We start from the raw sequence: 23,540 nt of genomic DNA, 5'->3' as shown, positions 1-23,540 counted from the left end.
TTCAATCCGCCATCCCCAGACGATGGCGCACGCGCACGCCCACCAGGCTGCCCGCGAACGCGCAGGCGAACCATACCCAGCCGTGCAGGCTGCCAGTGGCGATGCCCGAGAAATACGCGCCGACATTGCAGCCGAAGGCCAGCCGCGAGCTATAGCCCAGCAGCAAGCCGGCAACAACGGAAGCCAGCCATTGCCGTGCGGGCAGGCTCACCGCTGGGCTGGCTTTTCCGCGCCAACTGGCAGCGATGAGCGCGCCCAGCAACAAACCCAGATCGGTGACGCTGGTGTTGTCGGCCAATACCGTGGCGTGCAATTGCGCCTGCTGGGCCGGTAGACCCCAGAAGGCGTTGTGGCGGAGATCGAAGCCCAACGCCTGCACAATCTTGGCGCCCCACAGCCCCAGGCCGTACACAATGCCCCAGGGCTGCCCGGCAACCACCAGATTGGCGGCCGCCAGCAGCCCTAGGCCGATGGCGGCCCACCACACCGCAGGCCCGCGCCAGCGCGAAGGTTGCGTGCCGCGAAACCTCCACAACAGCGCGGCCAACAGGGCGAGGGCCGCAAGCTGGACGATCAGCGTTTCGGCGGCCCCGAGGCGGTGCACCAGATTGACCGGCGGCAGTGCGCCCAGCGTTAGCCAGGCTGGAAGCTGAGCCGCGCCGAGAAAGCTGCCGAACACGAAGGCGGGCAGCACGGCAAGACTCACCGGATGACCGAGCCCGGCCTTGTACAAAGTGCCCGAGCCGCAGCCATCGGCGATCTGCATGGCGGCGCCGAACACGAAGGCGCCTATCAGCAGACTGATGGAAAGCGGCCCGTCGGCGCCCTGCAGCGCGGGCTGCGCGGCTAGCAGAGGCACGCTGATGAGCATGGCCACCGCGATGCCGACAAATTGCGCCCAAAGCCCTATGGGGTCGCGCCGAGTGATCCATACCCTCCAGCCGGTGGTGAAGCCGAAGGCGGCCGCCGAAAGCAGCACGCCATAGCCCAGACCGATCAACCAGAGCAGGCCCTGCCGCCAGCCGACCAGCCAGGTAATGGCGGCAAACCCGGCCAGGCCGCCGAGCATCAACAGGCTGCGGCCAAGGCGGCGGTGTGCTGGGCGTGTCGTTTGCGCCGCTGTGGTGTGAAGCGTTGAGCTCAGAGTGCTTGCCATGTCTGTTCCAGTTGTTGCCAGCGGGTGGGGACATGCGCCATGGGGGCGTCGGCGCGCGACCAGTCCACCATCGAGCCGGGGTAGAGCGCCACATGCGGGCGGTGCAGAACTTCGGACAGCACGAACCAGTTGGTTGCGGCCCAGTGGCCGGTATTGCAGAACGAGACGATCTGCACGGCGCCGGGCTGCTGTGGCAACTGAGCAGCGATTCGCTGCAGCGTGGACACAGCGGGCAGGGCGCCGCTGCCCGGCTCAAACCAATGCAGATTGTCGAAGTCCAGCGCGCCGGGCAGGGTGCCGGGGCGACTTGCGGCGGGGGCTTTTTCGCGGCCCAGGTAGAAAGCCTTGGGGCGGGCGTCCAGCAGCAGCGTGCTTGGGTGGCCGAGATCGCGCGCCACCTCGGACCGGGTGGCGAGCAGGGCGTCGTCGAGTTGCGGGGTGAACGCGCTGGGCGTCGGTGCGGGCGTGGGCTGGCGGGTGAGCGGCAGTGCGGCGGCCTGCCAGGCGGTCATGCCGCCGTTGAGAATGGCGAGATGCTTCAGTCCCAGCCATTTGAGCGTCCAGTACACGCGGGCGGGTGCGCCGAAATCGCTGGGATCATCCCCGCTGGCGACGAGCACCACGGGGGTTTCCGTGTTCAGGCCCAGTCGCCGCACGAGAGCGGTGAACCGAGGCAGCGGCAAGAGCTGGCCCGGATTGCTGGAGGGGCCGCGCCAGTCGGCATAGGGCGCGGCAAGTGCTCCGGGAATGTGCGCCACGTTGGCCGCTGCCGCATCGTCGCGGAGGTCGATGATGCGCACCTGCGTAGGTAGAGTGGCCAGGGCTTGCGCCGAGATCAGCGGGCCGAAAGTCTGCGCCGTGCCCGGCACGGATGACGCGGATGGCGCTGCGCTGACGCCTTGTTGCAAGGCACAGGCGGCGAGCAGCCAGCCCAGGGCGCAGATGCGGCACAGACGTGACCAGGCGGAACGGCGAGGGGGGTGAAGAGAAGAAGGGGCGGGGGGCGGCGTGTTCATGCACCGCATTCTGGAAGTCCGGCGGCGAAAACGGAAATACAGAGTTGTCATGCGCATCCAACCACAAGGCATATGAGATGAGCCCGCCGGACCATGCGCTCTGCGCAGTGCTAACCTGTTTTCTCATACCCATCGCAGAGTGGAACCCATCATGCACGCCCCAAGCCATCCAGACCGGGTTACGCATCCGGCGCCTGAAGTTCGTCATGGCTGACCCCGACCAGGCGGGTCGCCCCAGCGCAGAATGGATCGACCAGTTGCCGGCCTGTGTAGCGATGCTGGTGGGCGATACCGTGCGTTACGCCAACCCCGCGGCGCTGCGGCTGTTGCGGGCGCGCCAGCCGTCCGACGTCATCGGGCATGAGGTCGATGTTTTCATTCACCCGCTCGATCTGCACCGCGCGCTGGCGCGGCTGCGTCACGCCGAGGGCGGCGGCATCAACCCGGTCACTGAAATTCGCGCCTACTCCTGCGACGGCCAGCCGCTGATGCTGGCCATGAGCAGCGCCATCGTGGTGGTGGACGATGAACGCGCGGTGCTGGCGAGCTTTCTCGACATGACCGAGCGCGCCGCGATGGAGCAGCGCCTGCGCCAGACCGACGAAGATTTCCAGCGCATGATGAACACCATGCAGGATGTGTTCTACCGCACCGATGCGCAGGGCATTACCCGCTACGTCTGCCCGGCGGTGAAGAACGTGCTGGGCTACACCGCCGAGGAAATCATCGGCCTGCCCGCTGCGGCCTTCTATCCCGATCTGTCGGAGCGCGACGCCCTGGTGGCCGAGATTCGCAAGTACGGTGCGGTGCACGATTTTCCGGGCCGCATGCGGCGCAAGGACGGGGTGATCATCGACATCTCCATCAGCACCCAGGCCTTGCGCGACGAGCAGGGCCAATACGCCGGGGTCGAAGGCATCTGGCGCGACATCAGCGAGCGCAAGGCGCTGGAGCGTCGGCTCAAACATCTGGCGACCTTCGACAGCCTGACCGGCATCCACAACCGCTCCAGCATTCTGGGCATTCTCGAGCGGTTGTTGCAGCGCAGGCCGCCGCTGTCGGTGCTGTTGCTCGATCTCGACTATTTCAAGCGCATCAACGATGGATTCGGCCACGCCGCGGGTGACCGGGTGCTGTGTCGCTTCGTCCAGATCATCGAGGGCGAAAAACGCAGCCGCGATTTTTTCGGCCGGCTGGGCGGCGAGGAGTTTCTGTTGATTCTCGATGGCGCGGACGAGGCCGAGGCGGGGCAGATCGCCGAGCGCCTGCGCGCTGCGGTCAGCGCCGAGGCCATCGCCTTGGCCGAGGGCGAAGCGGTGGCGCTCACCATCAGCTTCGGCATGACCCAGTCGCGCTCAGGCGATACGCGTACCGCCGACGTGCTGGTGCGCGCCGACCGGGCGCTCTACCGCGCCAAGCAGATGGGGCGCAACTGCGTGTGCGGCGAATCGTCCCAAGGGGGAGCCTAAGAAACACGCCGGGCCGCCCCAAGTGTTTCGTTGCCCCCTGTGGGGGGAGAGCCGCGTGAAGCGCGGCTTTCGGGGGGGCTAATATTCGTTTTTCACCCCGCCGGCCAGGGCGACAAAGGCCCGCGCGGCGACGGCCACGAACGGCCGCAGCCACCACGGCGCCCGCGTGCGCAGACGTTCGGGCGTGTTGATCGGCAGCGACTGCGCGATCTGGCTTTCGATATGCGCGCCCAGTTCCAGCGCGAAGGCGCGGTCGAGCACGGCGAGATTGGCTTCGAGATTGACCAGCAGCGATAGCGGGTCGATGTTGGAGCTGCCGACCGTGGCCCAGTCCGCATCGACCACCGCCACCTTGGCGTGCAGGTAGGCGGGGGTGTATTCATAGATGTGCACCCCGGCGCGCAGCATTTCGCCGTAGAGCGCGCGCGCCGCCCACGCCGCCATGCGGTAATCGATACGGCCTTGCAACAGCAGCTCGACGCGCACGCCGCGTGCCGCTGCATTTTTCAGCGCCTGGCGAAACTCCAGCCCCGGATAGAAGTAGGGGCTGACGATGAGCACGCGCTCGCGCGCGCGGTTGATGGCGCGGATGTAGCTGTGCTCGATGGCGCGGCGTTGCGAGAAGTTGTCGCGCACCACCAACGCGGCCAGGCTTTGCGCGAGGGTCTGCGGGGTGGGGCGGGGTGCGGGTGTGCGGGGCGCGGTCGCTGTGGCGCTGCTGGGCGGCAGTGGCGCGCCGTCTTCGTCGGCTACGGGCATGTCGCTGCCCCAGTCCAGCAGTTCCTGCCAGTAGGCGCGGCGGTTGGGTGAGGTGTCGAACACGCCGGGGCCGGGCAGTTTGCGCAGGCGGCGCTGCAGGCTGCCGGTGAGCACCGTGCGCAGCCATAGTCGCTGCATCACCCACTGCGTCTGGCGCGCGAGATGGCCGTGGTATTGCACCGCATAGTCGAGCCGGGGCTGCGCGCTCCAGCCGTGGTGAATATCGAGTCGGTCGTCGATGAGGTTGATGCCGCCGATGAAGGCGGTGTGCGCGTCCACCACGCACAGCTTGCGGTGCAGCCGCCGCCAGCGACCCCGCTGCACGACATCGAGCCATTTGCGCCAGGGACGAAACACCATGAACTCCACCCCGGCTTCGGTGAAGCGGCCGGAGAGCGCCTCGACACTGCGGCTCGAACCCAGCCCGTCCACCAGCACCCGCACCTGCACCCCGCGCCGCGCGGCGTCGCACAGCGCGCTGGCCAGAGTCATCGCGGCCTCGTCGGTATGAAAAATGTAGGTCTGCAGCCAGATGCTTTCGCGGGCTTGCTCGATGGCCTGTTGCATGGCCGGGAATAGCGCGCTGCCGTAGGGCAGCAGCCGCGGGGCGCCGCCGCCGGTCCAGCGCAGCGGTTCATCGAGAGGGTGGGGCAGCAAGTCGGCTTGCAAGGACGGGGCAGGCAAGGGGCGGCGCTCGGGCTACGCGCTCACGCGGCGATGGGCGCGGACGCAGCGGCGGCCGGGTCGGGCAGGGGCGACTCGGGGCAGTCTGGCTGGTCGCAGCGCAGCCAGGCCAGCAGCGGCGCGTGGTCGGACAGCCGCGCCCAGGCGCGTCCCCAGCCCAGACCGATTTCGCTGGCACTGAAGGCCCGGGCGTAGATGCGGTCGAGCGGCATCAGCGGCAGCCGCGCGGGATAGGTGCGCACGCGCTTGCGCCACGAGGTCTTGCCATTGGTCTTGAGCGGCGGCTCGCTCACATCGACCAGGCCTTGCTGCAGCAGTTGCGGGCCGATGCGGCCGTGCCAGTCGTTGAAATCGCCCGCGACGATGAGCGCCGCCTGTGCGGGCACCTGCGCCGCGATGTAGTCGAGCAGGCGATCGGTCTGGCGCTGTCGACTGGCGGCAAACAGTCCGAAATGCACCACGATGCAGTGCAGCGGCCCGCCCTTGGGCAGCGCCACCTGCACATGAAGCAGGCCGCGTTGCTCGAAGCGGTGGTCCGATACATCGCAGTGGGCGATGTCGATGATGGGATAGCGCGACAGCAGCGCATTGCCATGCTCACCATGCCGGGTACAGGCATTGGTGCGGTAGGCCGCGTGCATGTTCAGCGCCTGCGCCAGAAAGTCGTGCTGCGGCAGCGCGGGCCAGCCGCTCAGTCGGCGCGCGTTGCGCTGATGCAAAAACTGCACCTCCTGCAGAAAAACCAGATCGGGCTCAAGCCCCTGCAGCGCCGTCTGCAACTCCAGAATGCTGGCGCGCTTGGCCGGGCCGTGGCCGAGCACGCCTTTGTGGATGTTGTAGGAGGCGACGCGCAGTTCCATGACCGGGCCTGTTCAGCGCGAAGGAAAGCGCCGCGGCAACTGGCGGATCGCGTCGGCGTTCGAGGCCGAAAAGCAGCGCTTGGCCGCCTCCTGCCACGGCAGCCAGACCCATGCGCGGTGTTCGCGTGCGGCCAGGGTGACGGGAGTGCCTGCGGGCACTTCGAGGCTGAACACATGCTCGGTGTTTTTCCAGATGCCCGCCGGGTAGCGATGCCGCCACAGCGGATAGATTTCGTACACATTGGCCAGCCGCCAATCGCGCAGCGCGGATAGGGGCACGGCGCTGCCGCCCACCTGGATGCCGGTTTCTTCGGCCACTTCGCGCAGGGCGGTGTCCATCAGGGGTTCGCCAGGGGCGTCGATGCTGCCCGTCACGCTTTGCCAGAAGCCGGGCTGCAGCGCGCGCTCGATCAGCAGCACATCGAGTGCGGGAGTGTGAATCACCACCAGCACCGAGACCGGAATCTTGCGTCCGGTCTCGGACGGGGCGAGGGGGGACTGAGTCGTTGCATCCATGACCCGCATCTTAAGGAAGTCAGGCTGCAAACGCTTGCTTGCCGCGCCCTCGTTTCTTGCGGCCTTTGCGCAAGACAAAAACCTAAGCCCCGGCGGGCCGGGGCTTGGGTCTTCAGGCAACGGGGAGTTCCCGTTGATGAATTACAGCGTCTTCTTGGAGAAGTACCAGTCAGTCACTTCCATGCCTTGCGCCGCGCCCTTGGCCACGCGTTCTTCAGCGGCGGCGGAGGTCTTGGGCGGGGGCACGATGACCTTGTCGCCCGGGCACCAAGCTTCCGGCGTGGCCACGCCGTGCTTGTCGCTGGTCTGCAGGGCTTGCAGCAGACGCACGAACTCGTTGATCGAGCGGCCATTGCTCATCGGGTAATAGACCATGGCGCGCAGGATGCCGTTGGGGTCGATGAAGAAGGTGGCGCGCACGGCCTGAGTGTCGGCGGCGCCGGGGTGGATCATGCCGTAGGCGCGGGCCACTTCCATCTTCAGGTCTTCGATGATGGGGAAGGGAATGTCCACGCCGAAGTGTTGCTTGATCGAACGCACCCAGGCCAGGTGGGCGAAGATGGAGTCGATCGACAGGCCGAGCAACTCGCAGTTCATCGACTTGAAGGTCTCGGCCTCACGCGCGAAGCCCATGAACTCGGTGGTGCACACCGGGGTGAAGTCGGCCGGGTGCGAGAACAGGATCAGCCACTTGCCCTTGTAGTCGGCCAGGGTACGGGGGCCGTGGGTGGTGACGGCGTTGAAGTTGGGCGCGGGCTCGTTGAGGCGGGGCAGGCCGAAATTTTCAGTGGTTTGTTCCATGGTTGAGCTCCTTGTGGTGGGAAGAAAACATGCGGCGGGTGTGCCGTTGAGAAAGAAGTCTAGGGAAAACCCGAAAATTGATCCAATCGATTGTCACAATCGAACGGTTAGGAAAAACATATAACGAAACCGGCGCTCTGAAAAACTGAATGAGGCGCATTGTGCGCGGCCGGATCGACTTTGTTGTGACAGGCGACTAAATAGGGTGAACAGGCCCAAGGGGAAACACCAATTCCACCCAGGTGCCGTGGCCCGAAGACGGCGCGGCGCTTTCCGCGGCTTCGTCGGTGGGCGCGCTGGACGGTACGCGGTCGATGTTGCGGCGCCAGGCGATCTGGCCGCCCAGGGCGCGGGCGCGGATCTGCATGCTGGTCAGGCCATGTCCGGAGGTGGCATGTTGCGGGTCGATGCCGATGCCGTCGTCGAAAACGTCCAGCCGCATGCGGGTTGCATCGACGATGCTCAGTCGCACGGAAACGCGGCTGGCGCGGGCGTGGCGTATGGCGTTGCTCACCGCCTCTTGCAGCAGGGCGCGCAGGTGGTATTGCTGCGCGGCGTCTTGAGGGGGCAGCCGAGCGGCGCTCAGCCCGCCGATGAGCGGCGGCGGCCAGTCGAGCGCCATACCGGCTGCGGCCAGGCGTTGCGCGGTTTCCGAGCGGATGTCGGCGGCGAACTCTTCCCACGGTTGCACCGCCTGCCGCAGCCCGCGCACGATGGCGCGTAACTGATCGATGGTGGTCATCAGCATGGCCTGCTCGCGCTCGCCGTGCACCAGATGGCGCAGGGTGAGCAGCTTGGCGCCGATGTCGTCGTGAAGATCGCTGGCGATGCGGTCGCGCTCTTGCTGCACGCCGATCTCCAGCGCGTCGCGACCCGCCGCGGCCTGGTTGAACAGGGTCACGAGCGAGGCGGCCAGGTCGGCGTCGGTCACGGTGAACAGGCGCTGGCCGGCGCTGCGCCCTTGCAGACGGCGCGCGGCCAGACCGCCTGCCGGGGCGATGCGCAGCTCCATGCCGTCCTGCGCCAGACCGGGGGCGGTGTCGGCCTCGCTTGGCGGCATCGGCAGGTTGTGCAGCGGCTGGTACAGCCGGTCGAGCAGGCCGAGCCAGCGGCGCTCGCGCTCCAGCGTCTGCGCGGTGAAGGCCACCGAAATGATCTCGGGCAGCAGCTTGTCGATGGGCGGCAACTCGCCCTGCATCATGCGTCCCCACAGCCATTGCCGCATCGGCAAATACAGCAGCCCGACCAGCAGCAGGGTGAGGATGAGTGACAGGTCGTGGCGCCAGTTCAGCAGCAGCACCAGCAGCATGTCGAGCACGACGATCAGCCCCAGCCCCAGCACCCACAGCAGCAGCCGGTAGGCCCAGCGGTCGAGGTCGAACAGGTGATAGCGCCCGACCCCCAGCGCCAGGCCGAGGTACATGGCGAGAAAAAAACCGAAGGCATAGCCCTGCTGCATCGGCGTGAACACCCCGATCATTCTCGAACCGAAGGTGAAGACGACAAAGGTGAACGCGCCCAGCATGGCCGAGAGCATGAACCAGCGCAGCGCGGCGCGGTCGGCCGCGCGCATGGCGCTGCGCCGCCACTGCACCACGGCCAGCGCCACGGCCAGCAGGATTTCGAGCAGCAGCGGAATGCGCACCCCCCAGCTCACGTTGGGCGCCAGCCGCGCGGCATCCATCGCCCACCAGCCCACCACGATGATGGGCACGGGCCAGAGCCACTTCGCCGCCGCCAGTCGCGCTGGGTACACCAGAAAGAGCGCGGCCAACGCGCCGCCGAACCCCAGCGCGCCCAGATGATTGATGGCCGAGAGCAACTCGAACAGACCGCCGGGCAGCGCCAGTTCGCGGGTGCTGTAGATCGCGGCCGAGTATGTGTTGGGCAGAAACAGCAGCCCCGAGAGCGCCAGCAGCCGCCCCGGCCAGCCCTTGGGTTTGAGCGCATAGACCCAGGCGCCGACGAGCAGGGCCACGCCGCCGCAGAGCAACTGGAACCAGAACACCAAAGGCAGACTGGCGAGCGGGCGGCTGGGCAGGGGCGCGACGGTCTGCTCGAAGACCTGTCCGGCAGGGTCTTGCCAGCTCAGCAACAGGGGACGGGCCTGCAGCGCGGCGATCTGCGTTTGACGCTGAAAAAAGCGCTCGACTTCGGCGTAAGTGTCGAAATAGTCGGGCTCTTCGATCAGGTCGCTGGGCTGCAAGGCCACGCGCTGCCCGCCCGCGCTGATCGACAGCAAGCGCGAGCCTTGAGCGATGGCGGCGGCGGGGCCGTTGCGAGCGACATGCAGCACCTCGATGCCCGGGCTGTACGCATCGGCGCGGGATGACAGGGTGAGCCCCAGCCAGGGTTGATTGAGGGCGATGTACAGCGCCATGGTGACCCCCGCGAGGGTCAGCAGCAAGGCCGCCATCAAAATGCGGGCGGAACGGGTTTGCGGCATCTGCATGATGGGCGGATTGTCGCCCACCGCGCGCCCGCGGCGTCAATCGGGGCGGGATCGTGTGACGGCGGCTTCGAGCGCGGAGATGAAGCGCGCGGCCACATCGCAGCCGGATTGCTGGGTGATTTCCTGAAAGCAGGTCGGGCTGGTGACGTTGATCTCGGTGAGCTTGTCGCCAATGATGTCGATGCCCACCAGCAGCAGACCGCGCGCGGCCAGCACCGGCCCCAGCGCGCGGGCGATGGCCCAGTCGGTCTCTGAGAGCGGCTGCGCCACGCCCAATCCGCCAGCGGCCAGATTGCCGCGTGTCTCGCCGCCTTGCGGAATGCGCGCCAGGCAATAGGGCACGGGCTCGCCGTCGATGATCAGCACCCGCTTGTCGCCCTGCGCAATGGCGGGCACGAAGCGCTGCGCCATCACGGTGGTGGCACCAAAGGCGGTGAGGGTTTCGATCACCACGTTGAGGTTGGGATCGGGGCTGCCATCGGCCTGCTGCCGCAGGCGAAAGATGCCCGTGCCGCCCATGCCGTCGAGCGGCTTGAGAATCACGTCGCCATGCTCGCCGTAGAACGCCTTGATTTCGGCCGCACGGCGGCTGACCAGGGTGGGGGTGATGAACTGTGGAAACTCCAGAATGGCGAGCTTTTCCGGGTGGTCGCGCAGCGCCCGGGGGCTGTTGAACACGGCCGCACCTTCGCGCTCGGCTTGCTGCAGCAGATGGGTGGCGTAGAAATATTCGCTGTCGAAGGGAGGGTCTTTGCGCATGAGTACCGCATCCACCTCGCGCAAGGCCAGCGGGCGCTGGTCGAGCACGCGGTACCAGTCGTGCCCCGACGTGGCCCCGGTGAGTTCGATGCGGCGGCAGACGGCCGTCACCGGCGCTGCAATCGCCTCCTCCCCACCCGTCGCAAGGGTGGGTGTGGAGGAGTTCCCTCCCCTCCAGTGCAGATCGGCGGCTTCGCATACCCAGAGCACATGGCCGCGCGCCTGCGCCTCGCGCATCATGGCGAAGGTGGTGTCCTTGTAAATCTTGAAGGACGCGATCGGGTCGGCGATGAACAGCAGTTGCATGATGTTGTCGGGCCGAGGCTCAGCCCAGCTCGGTCTCGGGGTCGGTGCGCTCCAGCTCGTAGCTGGCGGCCACCATGGCCAGCCGGGCGATCACGCCGTACATATAGAAGCGGTTCGGCCCGTTGGTGCCGGGGGCGGCTTCCGGGTGGGTGACGTTGAACTGTTCCTCGAATGCCAGCGGCACGAAGTGCATGCCGGGGGCGTTGAGGTTCTCATCCGGCCCGCGGTCGGCGTGCACGCGGTAGAACCCGCCCACCACATAGCGATCCATCATATAGACCACCGGCTCGCACACGGCCTCTTGAAGCCGCTCGACGCTGGGCACGCCTTCCTGAATCAGCACTTCGCTGACTTCCATCCCTTCCTTGACCACGCTCATTTTGTTGCGGGTCTTGCGGTTGAGGTCTTTCACCTCGCTGGGGTCGCGCACGGTCATCACGCCCATGCCGTAGGTGCCCGCGTCGGCCTTGACGATGACAAAGGGCTTCTCCTGAATGCCGTATTCCTTGTACTTCTTGCGCACCTTGGCCAGCACGCTGTCGACCGCTTCGGCCAGACAGTCTTCGCCGTGGCGCTCGTGGAAGTTGACCTTGCCGCACTGGGCGAAGTAGGGGTTGAGCATCCACGGATCGACGCCGATGAGCTTGGCGAATTTTTTCGCCACATCGTCATACGCGTGGAAGTGCTTGGACTTGCGCCGCACGGCCCAGCCGGCATGCAGCGGTGGCAGCAGGTATTGCTCATGCAGACCCTGCAGGATGGGCGGGATGCCGCCCGACAGATCGTTGTTGAGCAGGATGGTGCAGGGGTCGAAGTCTTTCAGCCCGAGGCGCAGTTTGTTGCGGATCAGCGGCTCCACCACCAGCTCGCCGCCCGACGGCAGCTTGAGGTGCATGGGTTCGGTGACCGTCTCGTCGAGCGACCCGAGACGCACATTCAGCCCGGCCTGGCGGAAGATGCGCATCAGGGTGTGGACGTTTTCGAGGTAGAAGGTGTTGCGGGTGTGGTTCTCGGGAATCACCAGCAGGTTCTTGGCCTCCGGGCAGATTTTCTCGATGGCGGCCATGGCGGCCTGCACCGCCAGCGGCATCATCTCCGGGGAGAGATTGTTGAAGCCGCCGGGATAGAGATTGGTGTCGACCGGCGCGAGCTTGAAGCCGGCGTTGCGCAGATCGACCGAGCTGTAGAACGGCGGGGTGTGCTCCATCCATTCGAGGCGGAACCAGCGCTCGATGGAGGGCTGCGCCTCCAGGATGCGCTGTTCGAGTTCGAGGACGGGATCGCCCGAGGAGGTGATGAGATGCGGGATCATTGTTCTGTTTGCAAAAGCGGGGACAGCCCCGATTCTTGCAGACGCAGCGCAAACGCGCTGAGCTCCCGCATCTGCCCCGGTTCAGGCGCCGTTCGTCATCCAGCCCCAGCGCTGAAAAATCGCCGCGCCTTGCGGGCTCTGCAAAAAGGCGATGAACTGCTGCGAGGCGGGCAGCTGTTTGCCGCGTGTGGTCGGGGCGATGCCGGTGTCGCGGTAGATGCGGTAAGGCTCTTCCACCGCCACCTGTTCGGCCAGCTTGGGGTTGGAGACCTGCCAGATATTCCAGATCAGCCAGGCGTCGATATCGGGCTGGTCGATCCAGGCCTGGCGGGCCAGCGCGCTGTTGGCTGGATAGGCGACGATGTTCTTGCGCAGCGCGCGCACGGTGCGGATGTCGCCCAGGCGACCGGCGGCGTCTTCCCAGACCCCGTTCTGTCCGGCGCCGTTGACCACGAGCACCTTGATGCCGGGCTTGAGCAGATCGGTGAAGCCGGTGATGTGCTTGGGGTTGCCCGGGCGCACCAGAATGGAGAGCGGCCGCAGGTAGAGCGCAGTGACGTCGGCACTGTCGAGCTGGCCGTTCATGGCGGTGACGAAGTCGCTCATCATGGTTTCCGATCCGGAATAGATCAGGTCGGCGTTGGCCCGGGCGGCGTCGATCCACTTCGGGGTGGGGCCGGCGGTGACTTCGACCTTGATGCCCGTGGCTTTCTCGAAGGCCGTGGCCGCTTCCTTCATGGCGGGCGCCGGGCCGCCCGGGCCGTACACCTTGAGCGACGGGGCGTTGTCCGCCAGGGCCAGCGGCGTGGCCGAGGCCAGCAGCAGACCAGCGCCCAGCAGGCTGGTGCGCAGCAGGGCGCGGCGTCCGGCGTCGGGGGCTTGGGTAGCGGACGGGTTGGGTGAGGTGGGTTGGGTCATGAGCACTCCTGAACGTTGAAAAAAAATCCGGTCGATCGACGCCAGAGCGTCGGTCTGCAGGGCGAGGGGAATTGAAAGCTGCGTCGCGATGTCAGGCTTGCGGCGCGGCTGTGGAGCCCGGCAGGGCGGATGGATCGTCGGCGGTGTAGCGCTGATAAAGCACGCGCGCCGCGTCGAGCAATTGGGCGCGGGGCAGATCGCCGGTCAGCGCGTAGCCCCATTGGCGATCCACCCAATAGAAGGTAGACGCCGGTTTTCCGGGCACGATGCGAAATGAAATCTCGGCGGTGGGTTTGGCCATGCCGCGCAGATAGACCGTGACGCGGTGGCCTTGCGCGTCCTGGTACATGAGCTGTGCGGCGGGTTTGCCCGGCATGCCGGGCAGCAGGCGGCCGCCCATGAGCACTAGGCCGCCGGGCAGGGTGTCGGGGGCCACGATGGGACGCTGCAAGCGGCGCGACAGCCAGGTGGTCAGATCGCTGCCTTCGCGTACTTCCACCGGGCGGCGCGCGTCCGGGGTGTAGACGGCGTAGGCGAGTTCGGCCTGATGCACGAAGTGCTGCATGCCTTCGTTCTGCGCGGTGACCACGGGGCCGTTTTGCTGCAGCGCCTCCCGGGTGGCGAGGCTGCCGGCCGCCGCTCCCACGCCGATCCACAACGCCACGACTGCCGCGCGTGCCCAGGGGCGCGCAGGCGGCGCGAGAGGCTGCAACAGGCGCGCAGGCACCGGTTCGTCAAGCATGGGAGCGAGTGCCTCGCGCAGCGCCAGGTTCTGCGCCTGCAGGGCGGCGATTTCCGCGCTCACGGAGCTTCGCGCGCCGTGCGGTGGCGCATCGCCATTCAGGGCCAGCCGGGCTTCGTATTCCAGGTAGCGCTCGACCTCGGCGCTGCGGGCTGCGTCGAGCTGGCCGTCGGCGTAGGCCATGAGGGTGTCGCGGTCGGGGCGTTGCGGATTCATCCCACACTCCTTTGCCCATCGATGACGCGCAGGGCAGGGCGCTGCGCTCCTTCACCGTTGGTGAGTTGCCAGAGCTGGCTGCGGGCGCGCGACAGGCGCGACATCACCGTGCCGGTGGGCACGCCGAGCGCTTTGGCCGCCTCCGTATAGCTGAGCCCTTCCACGGCCACCAGCAGCAACACCTCGCGCAAGGGCACGCTCAGGCGCTGGAGGGCGGCCAGCAGTTCGAGGGCTTCGAAGTGAAGCTCCTGTGTTGCGGCTTGCACTGGATGGGCGGCGTCTGGCAGATCGTCCAGGGACTCCGTGGCCTGCGCATTGCGCACGGCGCAGTGATCGACGAACAGGTTGTGCATGATGGAGAACAGCCAGGGCCGCACACTGCCCACCCCGCGCCAGAGCCCCCATTTGTTGACGGCGCGCTCCAGCGTGTCCTGCACCAGATCGTCGGCGTCGGCCATGCGTCCGGCGTGGAGCACGCGGGCATAGCGCCGCAGGTGCGGGATCTGCTCGGTCAGCAGCTGGTGGCGGTCGGCCATGGCGGGGCGGGTTTGAGGGCGGGCGGACCGTGGGTGGAATCAGTATCCGCCTTTGCTGGCGAGCTTGGGGTCGATCTGCCAGATTTCATCGACCAGCTTGCCGCTGCGATAGGTGAGCACATAGCGCACGGGAATGGCGGTCTTGCCCTTGAACACGACATCGGCAGTCACCGTGGCGCCGTTGGGATTGGCGGCCTCCTGCAGATGGTCGATTGTCGCGGTGAGCGGGCCGTTGGCCTTGGTGAACTTGGTCCAGGTGGTCTTGATGGTGTCGGCTGAGGCGTAGCGGCCATCCAGCGGGCCGCCGACCCATTCGAGCACGGCGTCCGGGCCGTAGCTGGCGGTGATGGCGTCCACGTTGCCTGCGGCAATTGCCTCGATGTGCGCGCGGGCGGCCTCGACGGGGGTGTCGGCGTAGGCCGACGGCGCGATCCAGAGCGCCGAGAGGGCCAGTGCCGCGGCGGCGAGGGTGGGGGTCAGTCGAGTGGCGGTTTTCATCATCAGCTCCGTTTGGGGTAGGGATGCTGCATAGACGGCCCGGAGCAACGATTATTCCCTGGACGAAAAAAACCGCCCCGGTTTGGGGGCGGTTGGAACATCCCGGGGAGGGGATGAGGAGACGCCTTCCGATCTGGCAGCACTCCTGCTGCCAAACCGTCCGGAGGAAAAAACCCCGTTACAGCACTTGCTCGCCGTGAAGACTGATGTCCAGACCTTCGCGTTCCTGCTCTTCGGTGACGCGCAGGCCGATGACCATGTCGATGACTTTGAGGATGATGAAGGTGACGATGGCGTCGTAGACGATGGTGAAGCCCACGCCCTTGGCCTGGATCAGGATCTGGGCCATATTGCCTTCCAGGGCGCCGGCGGTGCCGCCGATGGCCTTGACCGCGAACACGCCGGTGAGCATGGCGCCGACGATGCCGCCGATGGCATGCACGCCGAAGGCGTCGAGCGAGTCGTCATAGCCGATCATTTCCTTCATGTAGACCGCAGTCCAGAAGCACACCACGCCAGCGATCAGGCCGATGGCCAGCGCGCCGCCAGGGCCGACAAAGCCGGACGCCGGGGTGATGGCCACCAGGCCGGCAACCGCGCCGGAGGTGATGCCCAGGATGGTGGGTTTGCCGCGGGCAATCCACTCAGCGAACATCCAACCCAGTGCGGCAGCAGCGGTAGCGATCTGCGTGGCAGCCATGGCCATGCCGGCACGGTCGCTGGCAGCTACTGCGGAACCAGCGTTGAAGCCGAACCAGCCCACCCACAGCAGCGAGGCGCCAATCATGGTCAGGATCAGGTTGTGCGGCGGCATGGCTTCCTTGCCGTAGCCCACGCGCTTGCCCATCACCAGCGCAGCCACCAGACCGGCGATACCGGCGTTGATGTGCACCACGGTGCCGCCAGCGTAGTCAAGCACGCCGTCGCCGCCGAGGAAGCCGCCACCCCACACCATGTGAGCGATCGGGGCGTACACGGCCAGCAGCCAGATGCCCATGAACCACAGCAGGGCCGAGAACTTCATGCGGTCTGCAAACGATCCAACGATCAGCGCCGGGGTGATGATGGCGAAGGTCATCTGGAAGGTCATATAGGTCGACTCAGGAATGGTCGGCGCCAACGGGTTGGCCGAATCCAGGCCCATGCCGCCCAGGAAGAACCGGCTCAATCCGCCGATGAACCCGTTGCCCGGCGTGAAAGCCAGGCTGTAGCCGATGATCATCCACAGCACGGTCACCAGACAGGTGATGGCGAAGCTCTGCATCAGCGTGGCGAGCACGTTTTTCTTGCGCACCATGCCGCCATAGAACAGCGCCAGACCGGGAATGGTCATCATCAGCACCAGCGCGGTGGAGGTCAGCATCCAGGCGTTGTCGCCGGAGTTAATGAAGGCGGCCGGATTGGAGGCTGCAGCGGCCGGGGCGGTCTGCGCCCAGGCGCTGCCCATGCCGAGCAGCATCGCGCCGAGCGCTGCGGGAATTGCGAGACTTTTTTTCATGTCAGATTCCTCGTGGAGGGAGTCACAGGCAGGGTCAAAGGGCGTCGCCACCGGTCTCACCGGTGCGGATGCGAACGACCTGTTCGAGCGCAGAGACGAAGATCTTGCCATCGCCGATCTTGCCCGTGCGGGCTGCGGTTTCAATCGCTTCGATGGTGCGTTCGACCAGGGCTTCCGGCACGGCCGCCTCGATCTTCACCTTGGGCAGAAAATCGACCACGTATTCCGCGCCGCGGTACAGCTCGGTGTGGCCCTTCTGCCGACCGAAACCCTTGACTTCGGTGACGGTGATGCCCGTCACCCCGATGCCCGACAAGGACTCGCGCACCTCGTCGAGCTTGAACGGCTTGATGATGGCCGTGATCATTTTCATGTGTGGCTCCTTCAGAGGGCCCGTAGGCCCGTGGGATCAGAACGAGTAAACGGCCATCAACTCAAGCGAGCTTTGCTTGGTCGTGGGGGAGCCGTCTTTTTTGGTGAAGATCGCGGTGTCGGACTTGTCTTGGCGCACTTCGGCGGACAGCTTGACGTTTTTCATCGGCGTGTAGTTCACCGCCAGAGTCAGCTCCTTGAGCTTGTTGGCGGTGCCGTTGGTTCCGGAGACCATGCCGTCCTTGTCATCGACGTATTCGCCGCGCGTTGCCACGCCCCATTCGCTCGTCAACGCGTAGGTGGCATACAGCGCCAGGCCGTTGGACTTGCCGGTACCGGTGCCGCCGCTGGCCAGAGGCACGTCGTCCTTGGAAAGCAGATCGACGTTGGCGCCCAGGGTCAGCGCGCTGTTGACGTTGAAGGTGCCAACGAGGTCGAGCAGTTGCAGCACGCCATTGGTCGAGCCGCCGAACAGCGGCGACTGGCCGCGGTAGTAGTCCGCCATGTAGGAGAACATGGAGTTCGGGCTGCCACTTGCGCCCAGTTCAATCGTCTTGGACGTGTTGCTCGGCTGAGGGCTGACCCAGCCGTTGTTCACGCCGCCAATCAGGGTCAGCGCAGGCGACACGGCGTAGCTGGCGCGCACGCCGGTGAGCGAGCCGGGTTCCATGTCCCAGAACAGAATGCTGCGCGACACCGTGGCGTTGCCCATTGGGTTGGTGACTTCAAAGCCGGCCAGCGAGCCGAACTTGCCGCCCATCAGGGTGAGTCCGCCGGTGGCATATTGCACGAAGGCGTTGTTCAGGTAAAACGAGTTGCTGCCGTTCAGTGCCTTGGCGTCGTTGCCGCCGAGCACGGTGACTTGGCCACCGAAACCTGAGCTGGGCAGGTAAGCCACAGTTGCGGCGGCGCCGTTGGCATTGAAGCCATTGGGCTTGGTGTCATAGGCGCGCAGCAGGGTCGACGAGGTGTCGAAGTAGTCGTAAGTACCGTAGACATAGCCGGTAATGCTCAGGCCAGGGGTTGCGGCGAGCACCGCACCCAAGCTGGGAGCGGCAGGCGCTGCGGGGGCGGGGGTGGTTTGTGCCGATGCTGCGCCCGCGTAGCTGGCCAGAACTGCGGCGACGGCCGCGGCGATTGCGATTTTGTTCATCCAAGTTTCTCCTGTGCGTGCTGCCGGGCAAGACGCCCACCATCAAATGCCAGGGAGCATCTGCAGCTTTCGTGCCAGGTCTGTGAGGCGATGTCACATCGTTGTTACTTGTTTGGCGTCCACGGAGAACGGAATTCATGCACCGGTTCAGTGCGGCCGGGAGAATTGGCGCCGCATTGGTGCATTCGGTGGCCGGTCAATCCTTGGCGAGACGCAAGAACGCAATAGCCTGCCGCATGCCGGGCGGGGGAAATCGGTCACAATGCGCACCAGGAGTCATTTCAGGAGTTTTGCCATGAACGACAGCTTTCGCCAACGCAATACCGCGTTTTTCGACCAGATCGGCCGCTTGATCGAACAGTCGCCGCTGCACGATGCGCAGCGCAATTTGCGCGCACTGGCGCATTCCGCCGCGGGGCGGCTCGACTTGGTGACGCGCGACGAGTTCGACGCCACCCAGCGCATGCTGCTGGCCGCGCGCCAGCAGATCGATACCCTCGAAGCTCAGGTGCGCGAACTGCAAGCCCGGCTGGACAACGGGTCGCAGAGCGCGCCCGCGTCGCCCGAAGACGCCTGGCGCTGACCCGCGCCCATGTCGCTGGCGCAAGTCGCCAGCCGGGCGCTGCTGGGCATGGAGGCGCCGCCGGTCACGGTGGAGGTGCATCTTTCGCCCGGCTTGCCCGGCTTCACCATCGTCGGGCTGCCCGAGGCCGAGGTGCGCGAGGCACGCGACCGCGTGCGCAGCGCGCTCATCAATAGCGGGCTGGGTTTTCCGTCGAACAAGCGCATCGTCGTCAACCTGGCACCGGCCGATCTGCCCAAGGAGTCCGGCCGCTTCGATCTGCCCATTGCCATCGGGCTGCTGGCAGCGCAGGGGCTCATCCCGGCGCAGCGTCTGCAAGGGCATACTTTCGCAGGAGAGTTGTCGCTCACCGGGGCGTTGCGCCCTACGCGGGGAGCGCTGGCCATGGCATGTGCGCTTGGGGCGCAAGGGGACGACGAGGCGGCTGAGCCTCGGCTGGTTTTGCCTCAAACCAGTGCTGAAGAGGCGGCTTTGGCGCAAGCCGCGGCTGTTTTTGGTGCGCGTGATCTGCAGGAGGTGGTGGCCTACCTGCTCGAACAGGACGGCGCCGCGCAGCCGGTCACATCTGCCAAGGTTGAGGTTGCACCTGCCGACGCGCCCGACATGGCCGAAGTGCGCGGCCACAGCGCGGCGAAACGCGCGCTGGAAATCGCCGCAGCCGGGGGACATCATGTGCTGATGGTGGGGCCGCCGGGCAGCGGCAAGTCCATGCTGGCGCAACGTTTTGCCAGCTTGCTGCCGCCCTTGACCCGCGCGCAGGCGCTGGAGAGCGCGACGGTGCTCAGTCTGGTGGGACGCTTCGATCCGACGCAATGGGGGCGCCGTTTTGTGCGCAGCCCGCACCACACCGCGTCGGCGGTGGCGCTGGTGGGCGGCGGCGCGGGAGCCATCCGGCCCGGCGAAATCAGTCTGGCCACGCAGAATGTTCTTTTCCTCGACGAACTCCCCGAATTTGACCGCGCCGTGCTGGAGAGCCTGCGCGAACCACTGGAGACCGGGCGTATTCATATTTCCCGCGCGGCGCGGCAGGCCGAGTTTCCGGCGCGGTTTCAGCTCATCGCGGCGATGAATCCCTGTCCCTGCGGCTATTTGGGGCATGCCACCAGGGCCTGCCGCTGTACGCCCGACCAGGTGTCGCGGTATCAGGGGCGTATCTCCGGCCCCTTGCTCGACCGCATCGACATTCAGGTCGAAGTCGGCGCCATTGCGCCTGACGCGCTGCTGCAGTTGCCGCAAGGCGAAACCAGCGCACAGATCGCCGCTCGTGTGGCCATAGCCGCTGATCGGCAGCAGTCGCGGCAAGGGGCACTCAATGCCCAGTTACAGGGCGCTGAACTCGATGAGCACTGCGCCCTCGACACCGCCGGCAGCGCGTTTCTGAGCCAGGCCATCACCCGGCTGGGGTGGTCTTCGCGTGCGGCGCATCGGGTACTGCGGCTGGCGCGCACCATCGCCGATCTGGCCGGTTCGCAGCGCATCGGTTTGCCCCATCTGGCCGAGGCCATGCAGTTGCGCCGCGCCTTGGCATCGGAGTGATCTGAGCACAAAAAAAAGCCAGGTGCTTTGCGCACCTGGCTGGAAATGCCCGGATCGGGGGGAGAGTCTGTAGAGCAGACTACCGGGCAACTTGGAGGGCCACAGGATCGAGCATGAACTCAAGCCACGTAGCACCAGTTCTGTTCAGGAAAAAAGCAAAAAGTTCAGCCCATTTTGTAACGCTCTATCTTTCCCGTCAATCATCCGCGAACAGTGTGGCGGCCCCCCGTAAACAGGCGGTGTTTGGCCGTTAAGAAATAGCGTGGGCAAGACCCTATTGAATCGGGTTGAGTCCGCCGTCGGCGCCAATCTGCACACGCTGCCCCACGGGCGGGGCGACCTTGAGCTGCATCGTCTGTACCTGACCGTTGTCCAGGCGGACTTGCACGTTGTAGACGGTCTGCGCATCCACCCGTTTGGCGATTTCGTTGCCCGCGAGGCCGCCGCCGATCGCGCCAGCCACGGTGGCTAGCTTGCGTCCGTCACCGCCGCCGACCTGATTGCCCAGGATGCCGCCGATGAGTCCCCCGGCGATCACGCCCACCGGGTTGGTCTGCTGCGACTGCACCTGCACCGGCGTGACCGCTGTCACCGTGCCGCAGTTATTGCAGACGGGCTGTTGCGGTGCGGCCGGAACGGGCGCGGTTTGCGGTGCAACTTGTTGAGGAGCGAACTGTTGCGGCGCGAAGGTCTGCGGCGCGGCCGTCTGTTGTGCCACGCGGGAGGGTTGCGGGGCGACTATGGGCTGTTTGACCACAGGCTGGGGCGCGGGCGCCTGGGCCGATTCGGCGGCGGACCTTGGGGCGAGGCCTGTTGCCACGACCGGCGCGCTGGCCGGTTGCGACGCAGCGGTCGGTGACTTGATAGGTGCGGCTACCGCTGAGGCTGCGGCGACTTCGGGCTTGCTGCCCGAGCCATCGCTGAGCTTGTAAAGCACCGCGGCCAGCAAGGCCACGATGACGGCGCCCATGACGAAAACCGCGATCCAGACGCCTTTTCCCGCCGTGGCTGGCCCTTGCGGAGGAATGGATGACATATTGCTCTCCCGTGATTCCGATGAAATGTATGCGTGGTTAACGCAACAGACCGCCTATTTGACGACAGCCGCCAACGACAGCCGCCCGCAGCGCTGCACATCAGTGGCCGCTGGCCTCCAGCGCCTGATCTAGGTCGGCGATCAGGTCTTGCTGATTCTCGATGCCGATGGACAGCCGCACCATGTCCTCGCTCACCCCGGCAGCAGCCAGTTCCTGCGCGTTGAGCTGGCGATGCGTGGTCGTGGCCGGATGGCAGGCCAGCGACTTGCAGTCGCCGATGTTGACCAGCCGAATGAACAGCTTGAGCGCATCCTGAAAGCGCGCCCCAGCCTCGCGACCGCCTTTGAGCCCGAAGCTCAGGATGCCCGAGGCACGGCCCTGCATCAAGCGCTGGGCGACGTCGTGATCGGGATGGTCGACCAGCCCGGCGTAGCGCACCCAGGCCACGCGCGGATGCTTTTGCAGGTGCGTAGCGATGTGCAGTGCGTTGGCGCAGATGCGGTCCATGCGCAGCGGCAGCGTTTCGATGCCCTGCAGAATGAGAAAGGCGTTGAGCGGAGACAGCGCCGCCCCCATATTGCGCAGCGGCACCACGCGGGCGCGGGCGATGAACGCGGCGGCGCCGAACTGCGCTGTGTAGCTCACGCCGTGATAGCTCACATCGGGCTCGACCAGCAGCTTGAAGCGGTCGGCGTGCGCGGCCCAGTCGAACTTGCCGGAGTCGACGATGGCTCCGCCCATGCTGTTGCCGTGGCCGCCGAGGTATTTGGTCAGCGCGTGCACCACGATGTCGGCGCCGTGCTCGAACGGACGGCAGAGGTAGGGCGAGGGCACGGTGTTGTCCACGATCAGCGGCACGCCATGGGCGTGCGCCACCGCGGCGAGCGCGCCGATGTCGGTGACGTTGCCCAGCGGATTGCCGATGGTTTCGCAAAACACCGCGCGGGTGCGGGCGTCGATCAGCCGGGCGAAGGCATCTGGGTCGCGCGGGTCGGCGAAGCGCACCTCCAGCCCTTGCCGCGGGAAGGTGTGGGCGAACAGGTTGTAGGTGCCGCCATACAAACGGCTGCTGGAGACGATGTTGTCGCCCGCCTCGGCCAGGGTTTGAATCGCCGCGGTGATGGCGGCCATGCCCGAGGCCACCGTCAGCGCCGCCATGCCGCCTTCGAGCGCTGCGACGCGCTTTTCCAGCACGTCGTTGGTCGGATTCATCATACGGGTGTAGATATTGCCCGCGACCTTCAGGTCGAACAGATCGGCGCCGTGCTGGGTGTCGTCGAAGGCGTACGACACCGTCTGGTAAATGGGTACGGCCACAGAGCGGGTCACGGGATCGGGGCTGTAGCCGGCGTGGACGGCCAGGGTTTCGAATTTCATGGGGAGGTCTCCGGTCGATATGGGTCAAAGCCCAATGTGGGTCAAAGCCTAATGGGCATTTGACGCAAATCCAAGGATCGAATCGTTTGAAGCTTATGCCTCTTGATCTGCAGCGACGCGAGGACTCAAGGCCGCCTGCTTGCGCTGCTGCGTCTGGAAGTAGGCCGATGGCGTGGTGCCCAGCGCCTGGCGGAAGGTCTTGATGAAGGCGCTCACACTGTCATACCCCAGAGACAGCGCCACATCCTTCACCGCCCGGCCCGTGGCCAGCCATTCCAGCGCCTGGGTCAGCCGCGCCCATTGCCGCCATTGGGCGAAGCTCATGCCGGTTTCCAGCACGAATTTCCGGCTCAGCGAGCGGGCGCTGATGTCGGCCCAGCGCGCCCATTGCTCCAGGGTGCGCGGGCTGGCGATATTGCCCAGCAGGGCGCGGGCGATGCTCAGCAACCGGGCGTCCTGCGGCCAGGGTAGTTGCAGCGGGCGGGCGGGCGACTGGCGTAATTCATCGAGCAGCACCAGCAGCAGACGCATGCGGGTGAGATCGAGCGGGGCGTCGTGCGGCCAGCTCAGCGCCTTTTGCAGCACCAGCGCCACCAGCGGGTTCACCGGGTAGCTCGTCGGTTCGGCCGGCAGATCGCCGCAGAACTGCGGCGTGAGAAAGGCGCCGAAACCCGCGGTCGGCCCGTAAGACTGCACCGCGTGCCCCACGCCGGGCGGCATCCAGCCGATGGTCTGCGAGGGGGAAAGCTGGCGACCCTGCGCGGTTTCCACAATGACCAGACCCTCGGTGAGCAGAAACAGTGTGCCGCGGGCGTGGCAATGGGTCTGCGGGTCCATGGCGAGCTGATTGCGCACATTCACCGCGATCAGCTCGGCGCCGCCCAGGTGATTGATGCGGTCGAGCAACTCGGCCTTGCTGCATTCACCATCAGTGGACGTCGGCGCGGTGCGGGGCATCGTGGCGTTTGTGTGGCGCATTTGTGT

At 66.2% G+C, this 23,540-nt stretch carries 22 protein-coding genes; 3 read left to right on the top strand and 19 right to left on the bottom strand.

Features of this window, described 5'->3' with window-relative positions:
• Window position 1: 1 nt before the first annotated feature.
• A complete protein-coding gene (locus THI_RS15610; protein WP_013107229.1) occupies window positions 2-1,156 on the bottom strand; it encodes a YeeE/YedE family protein in 1,155 nt (384 codons plus the stop codon).
• Window positions 1,141-2,172 carry a sulfurtransferase gene (locus THI_RS15605; RefSeq protein WP_013107228.1) on the bottom strand — a complete coding sequence of 344 codons (1,032 nt, stop codon included), beginning with the start codon at window positions 2,170-2,172 and terminating at the stop codon, window positions 1,141-1,143. The genes THI_RS15610 and THI_RS15605 overlap by 16 nt, the downstream gene beginning before the upstream one ends.
• 206 nt (window positions 2,173-2,378) lie before the next feature.
• Here THI_RS15605 and THI_RS15600 point away from each other — a divergent pair, with 206 nt between their 5' ends.
• Complete coding sequence (locus tag THI_RS15600) at window positions 2,379-3,641, top strand: sensor domain-containing diguanylate cyclase (RefSeq protein ID WP_013107227.1); 1,263 nt, start codon at window positions 2,379-2,381, stop codon at window positions 3,639-3,641.
• A 78-nt stretch (window positions 3,642-3,719) separates the two neighbouring features.
• Here the strand turns inward: THI_RS15600 and clsB are convergent, their stop codons facing one another.
• From clsB to THI_RS15530, 14 genes are all read right to left on the bottom strand, one after another.
• Window positions 3,720-5,084: a cardiolipin synthase ClsB gene (gene clsB, locus THI_RS15595; protein ID WP_013107226.1), complete on the bottom strand. Its 1,365-nt coding sequence runs from the start codon at window positions 5,082-5,084 to the stop codon at window positions 3,720-3,722.
• Between the two features lie 23 nt (window positions 5,085-5,107).
• Window positions 5,108-5,944: an endonuclease/exonuclease/phosphatase family protein gene (locus THI_RS15590; RefSeq protein WP_013107225.1), complete on the bottom strand. Its 837-nt coding sequence runs from the start codon at window positions 5,942-5,944 to the stop codon at window positions 5,108-5,110.
• A 12-nt stretch (window positions 5,945-5,956) separates the two neighbouring features.
• Complete coding sequence (nudB, locus tag THI_RS15585) at window positions 5,957-6,460, bottom strand: dihydroneopterin triphosphate diphosphatase (protein ID WP_050985981.1); 504 nt, start codon at window positions 6,458-6,460, stop codon at window positions 5,957-5,959.
• 141 nt (window positions 6,461-6,601) lie between these two features.
• Window positions 6,602-7,261 (bottom strand): peroxiredoxin, encoded by a 660-nt coding sequence (locus THI_RS15580; RefSeq protein WP_013107223.1) that lies wholly within the window; start codon window positions 7,259-7,261, stop codon window positions 6,602-6,604.
• A 196-nt stretch (window positions 7,262-7,457) separates the two neighbouring features.
• On the bottom strand, window positions 7,458-9,713 hold the full coding sequence (locus tag THI_RS15575; RefSeq protein WP_050986062.1) for a sensor histidine kinase: 2,256 nt from the start codon (window positions 9,711-9,713) through the stop codon (window positions 7,458-7,460).
• Window positions 9,714-9,749: 36 nt separating this feature from the next.
• Window positions 9,750-10,778, bottom strand: a complete 1,029-nt coding sequence (gene gshB / locus THI_RS15570) for a glutathione synthase (protein WP_013107221.1) — start codon at window positions 10,776-10,778, stop codon at window positions 9,750-9,752.
• 19 nt (window positions 10,779-10,797) lie between these two features.
• Window positions 10,798-12,090 carry a glutamate--cysteine ligase gene (gene gshA / locus THI_RS15565; protein ID WP_013107220.1) on the bottom strand — a complete coding sequence of 431 codons (1,293 nt, stop codon included), beginning with the start codon at window positions 12,088-12,090 and terminating at the stop codon, window positions 10,798-10,800.
• 81 nt (window positions 12,091-12,171) lie between these two features.
• Window positions 12,172-12,942, bottom strand: coding sequence for an extracellular solute-binding protein (locus THI_RS15560; RefSeq protein ID WP_013107219.1), 771 nt, complete (start codon window positions 12,940-12,942; stop codon window positions 12,172-12,174).
• 157 nt (window positions 12,943-13,099) lie between these two features.
• On the bottom strand, window positions 13,100-13,966 hold the full coding sequence (locus THI_RS15555; RefSeq protein ID WP_013107218.1) for an anti-sigma factor family protein: 867 nt from the start codon (window positions 13,964-13,966) through the stop codon (window positions 13,100-13,102).
• Window positions 13,963-14,502: an RNA polymerase sigma factor gene (locus tag THI_RS15550; protein ID WP_013107217.1), complete on the bottom strand. Its 540-nt coding sequence runs from the start codon at window positions 14,500-14,502 to the stop codon at window positions 13,963-13,965. Before THI_RS15550 ends, THI_RS15555 begins: the two co-directional genes overlap by 4 nt.
• Window positions 14,503-14,541: 39 nt before the next feature.
• Window positions 14,542-15,000: a nuclear transport factor 2 family protein gene (locus THI_RS15545; RefSeq protein ID WP_041609342.1), complete on the bottom strand. Its 459-nt coding sequence runs from the start codon at window positions 14,998-15,000 to the stop codon at window positions 14,542-14,544.
• Window positions 15,001-15,178: 178 nt separating this feature from the next.
• Entirely contained in the window at window positions 15,179-16,609 is a 1,431-nt protein-coding gene (locus tag THI_RS15540) for an ammonium transporter (protein ID WP_407830061.1), read from the bottom strand.
• Window positions 16,533-16,871 carry a P-II family nitrogen regulator gene (locus THI_RS15535; RefSeq protein ID WP_013107214.1) on the bottom strand — a complete coding sequence of 113 codons (339 nt, stop codon included), beginning with the start codon at window positions 16,869-16,871 and terminating at the stop codon, window positions 16,533-16,535. Before THI_RS15535 ends, THI_RS15540 begins: the two co-directional genes overlap by 77 nt.
• Before the next feature lie 36 nt (window positions 16,872-16,907).
• Window positions 16,908-18,023 (bottom strand): outer membrane beta-barrel protein, encoded by a 1,116-nt coding sequence (locus THI_RS15530; protein ID WP_013107213.1) that lies wholly within the window; start codon window positions 18,021-18,023, stop codon window positions 16,908-16,910.
• 295 nt (window positions 18,024-18,318) lie between these two features.
• Between THI_RS15530 and THI_RS15525 the strand changes: the two genes are divergently transcribed.
• Together THI_RS15525 and THI_RS15520 are read left to right on the top strand one after the other, a co-directional pair.
• Window positions 18,319-18,606, top strand: coding sequence for an accessory factor UbiK family protein (locus THI_RS15525; RefSeq protein ID WP_013107212.1), 288 nt, complete (start codon window positions 18,319-18,321; stop codon window positions 18,604-18,606).
• A gap of 9 nt (window positions 18,607-18,615) precedes the next feature.
• Window positions 18,616-20,142: a YifB family Mg chelatase-like AAA ATPase gene (locus tag THI_RS15520; RefSeq protein WP_013107211.1), complete on the top strand. Its 1,527-nt coding sequence runs from the start codon at window positions 18,616-18,618 to the stop codon at window positions 20,140-20,142.
• Window positions 20,143-20,416: 274 nt separating this feature from the next.
• Here the strand turns inward: THI_RS15520 and THI_RS15515 are convergent, their stop codons facing one another.
• The 3 genes from THI_RS15515 to THI_RS15505 all read right to left on the bottom strand — a co-directional run bounded on the left by THI_RS15515 (window position 20,417) and on the right by THI_RS15505 (window position 23,534).
• Window positions 20,417-21,178 (bottom strand): glycine zipper 2TM domain-containing protein, encoded by a 762-nt coding sequence (locus tag THI_RS15515; protein ID WP_013107210.1) that lies wholly within the window; start codon window positions 21,176-21,178, stop codon window positions 20,417-20,419.
• A gap of 100 nt (window positions 21,179-21,278) precedes the next feature.
• Window positions 21,279-22,556 (bottom strand): O-acetylhomoserine aminocarboxypropyltransferase/cysteine synthase family protein, encoded by a 1,278-nt coding sequence (locus THI_RS15510; RefSeq protein ID WP_013107209.1) that lies wholly within the window; start codon window positions 22,554-22,556, stop codon window positions 21,279-21,281.
• Between the two features lie 93 nt (window positions 22,557-22,649).
• The gene (locus THI_RS15505; RefSeq protein WP_013107208.1) at window positions 22,650-23,534 is read right to left on the bottom strand and encodes a helix-turn-helix domain-containing protein; all 885 of its coding nucleotides are present in this window, start codon (window positions 23,532-23,534) and stop codon (window positions 22,650-22,652) included.
• Between the last annotated feature and the right edge of the window lie 6 nt (window positions 23,535-23,540).

Origin of the sequence: Thiomonas arsenitoxydans (genome assembly GCF_000253115.1) — a bacterium.
In the GTDB taxonomy this organism is placed as follows: domain Bacteria; phylum Pseudomonadota; class Gammaproteobacteria; order Burkholderiales; family Burkholderiaceae_C; genus Thiomonas; species Thiomonas arsenitoxydans.
This window is presented reverse-complemented; position numbering and strand designations above follow the sequence as displayed.

What these genes read in the sequence shown, in the direction of transcription:
- THI_RS15610 (WP_013107229.1), bottom strand. Translation starts at nt 1,156, where the DNA reads ATGGCAAGCACTCTGAGCTCAACGCTTCACACCACAGCGGCGCAAACG.
- THI_RS15605 (WP_013107228.1), bottom strand. Translation starts at nt 2,172, where the DNA reads ATGAACACGCCGCCCCCCGCCCCTTCTTCTCTTCACCCCCCTCGCCGT.
- THI_RS15600 (WP_013107227.1), top strand. Translation starts at nt 2,379, where the DNA reads ATGGCTGACCCCGACCAGGCGGGTCGCCCCAGCGCAGAATGGATCGAC.
- THI_RS15590 (WP_013107225.1), bottom strand. Translation starts at nt 5,944, where the DNA reads ATGGAACTGCGCGTCGCCTCCTACAACATCCACAAAGGCGTGCTCGGC.
- nudB (WP_050985981.1), bottom strand. Translation starts at nt 6,460, where the DNA reads ATGGATGCAACGACTCAGTCCCCCCTCGCCCCGTCCGAGACCGGACGC.
- THI_RS15580 (WP_013107223.1), bottom strand. Translation starts at nt 7,261, where the DNA reads ATGGAACAAACCACTGAAAATTTCGGCCTGCCCCGCCTCAACGAGCCC.
- THI_RS15575 (WP_050986062.1), bottom strand. Translation starts at nt 9,713, where the DNA reads ATGCAGATGCCGCAAACCCGTTCCGCCCGCATTTTGATGGCGGCCTTG.
- gshB (WP_013107221.1), bottom strand. Translation starts at nt 10,778, where the DNA reads ATGCAACTGCTGTTCATCGCCGACCCGATCGCGTCCTTCAAGATTTAC.
- gshA (WP_013107220.1), bottom strand. Translation starts at nt 12,090, where the DNA reads ATGATCCCGCATCTCATCACCTCCTCGGGCGATCCCGTCCTCGAACTC.
- THI_RS15555 (WP_013107218.1), bottom strand. Translation starts at nt 13,966, where the DNA reads ATGAATCCGCAACGCCCCGACCGCGACACCCTCATGGCCTACGCCGAC.
- THI_RS15550 (WP_013107217.1), bottom strand. Translation starts at nt 14,502, where the DNA reads ATGGCCGACCGCCACCAGCTGCTGACCGAGCAGATCCCGCACCTGCGG.
- THI_RS15545 (WP_041609342.1), bottom strand. Translation starts at nt 15,000, where the DNA reads ATGAAAACCGCCACTCGACTGACCCCCACCCTCGCCGCCGCGGCACTG.
- THI_RS15540 (WP_407830061.1), bottom strand. Translation starts at nt 16,609, where the DNA reads ATGGCAAGATCTTCGTCTCTGCGCTCGAACAGGTCGTTCGCATCCGCA.
- THI_RS15535 (WP_013107214.1), bottom strand. Translation starts at nt 16,871, where the DNA reads ATGAAAATGATCACGGCCATCATCAAGCCGTTCAAGCTCGACGAGGTG.
- THI_RS15530 (WP_013107213.1), bottom strand. Translation starts at nt 18,023, where the DNA reads ATGAACAAAATCGCAATCGCCGCGGCCGTCGCCGCAGTTCTGGCCAGC.
- THI_RS15525 (WP_013107212.1), top strand. Translation starts at nt 18,319, where the DNA reads ATGAACGACAGCTTTCGCCAACGCAATACCGCGTTTTTCGACCAGATC.
- THI_RS15520 (WP_013107211.1), top strand. Translation starts at nt 18,616, where the DNA reads ATGTCGCTGGCGCAAGTCGCCAGCCGGGCGCTGCTGGGCATGGAGGCG.
- THI_RS15515 (WP_013107210.1), bottom strand. Translation starts at nt 21,178, where the DNA reads ATGTCATCCATTCCTCCGCAAGGGCCAGCCACGGCGGGAAAAGGCGTC.
- THI_RS15510 (WP_013107209.1), bottom strand. Translation starts at nt 22,556, where the DNA reads ATGAAATTCGAAACCCTGGCCGTCCACGCCGGCTACAGCCCCGATCCC.
- THI_RS15505 (WP_013107208.1), bottom strand. Translation starts at nt 23,534, where the DNA reads ATGCGCCACACAAACGCCACGATGCCCCGCACCGCGCCGACGTCCACT.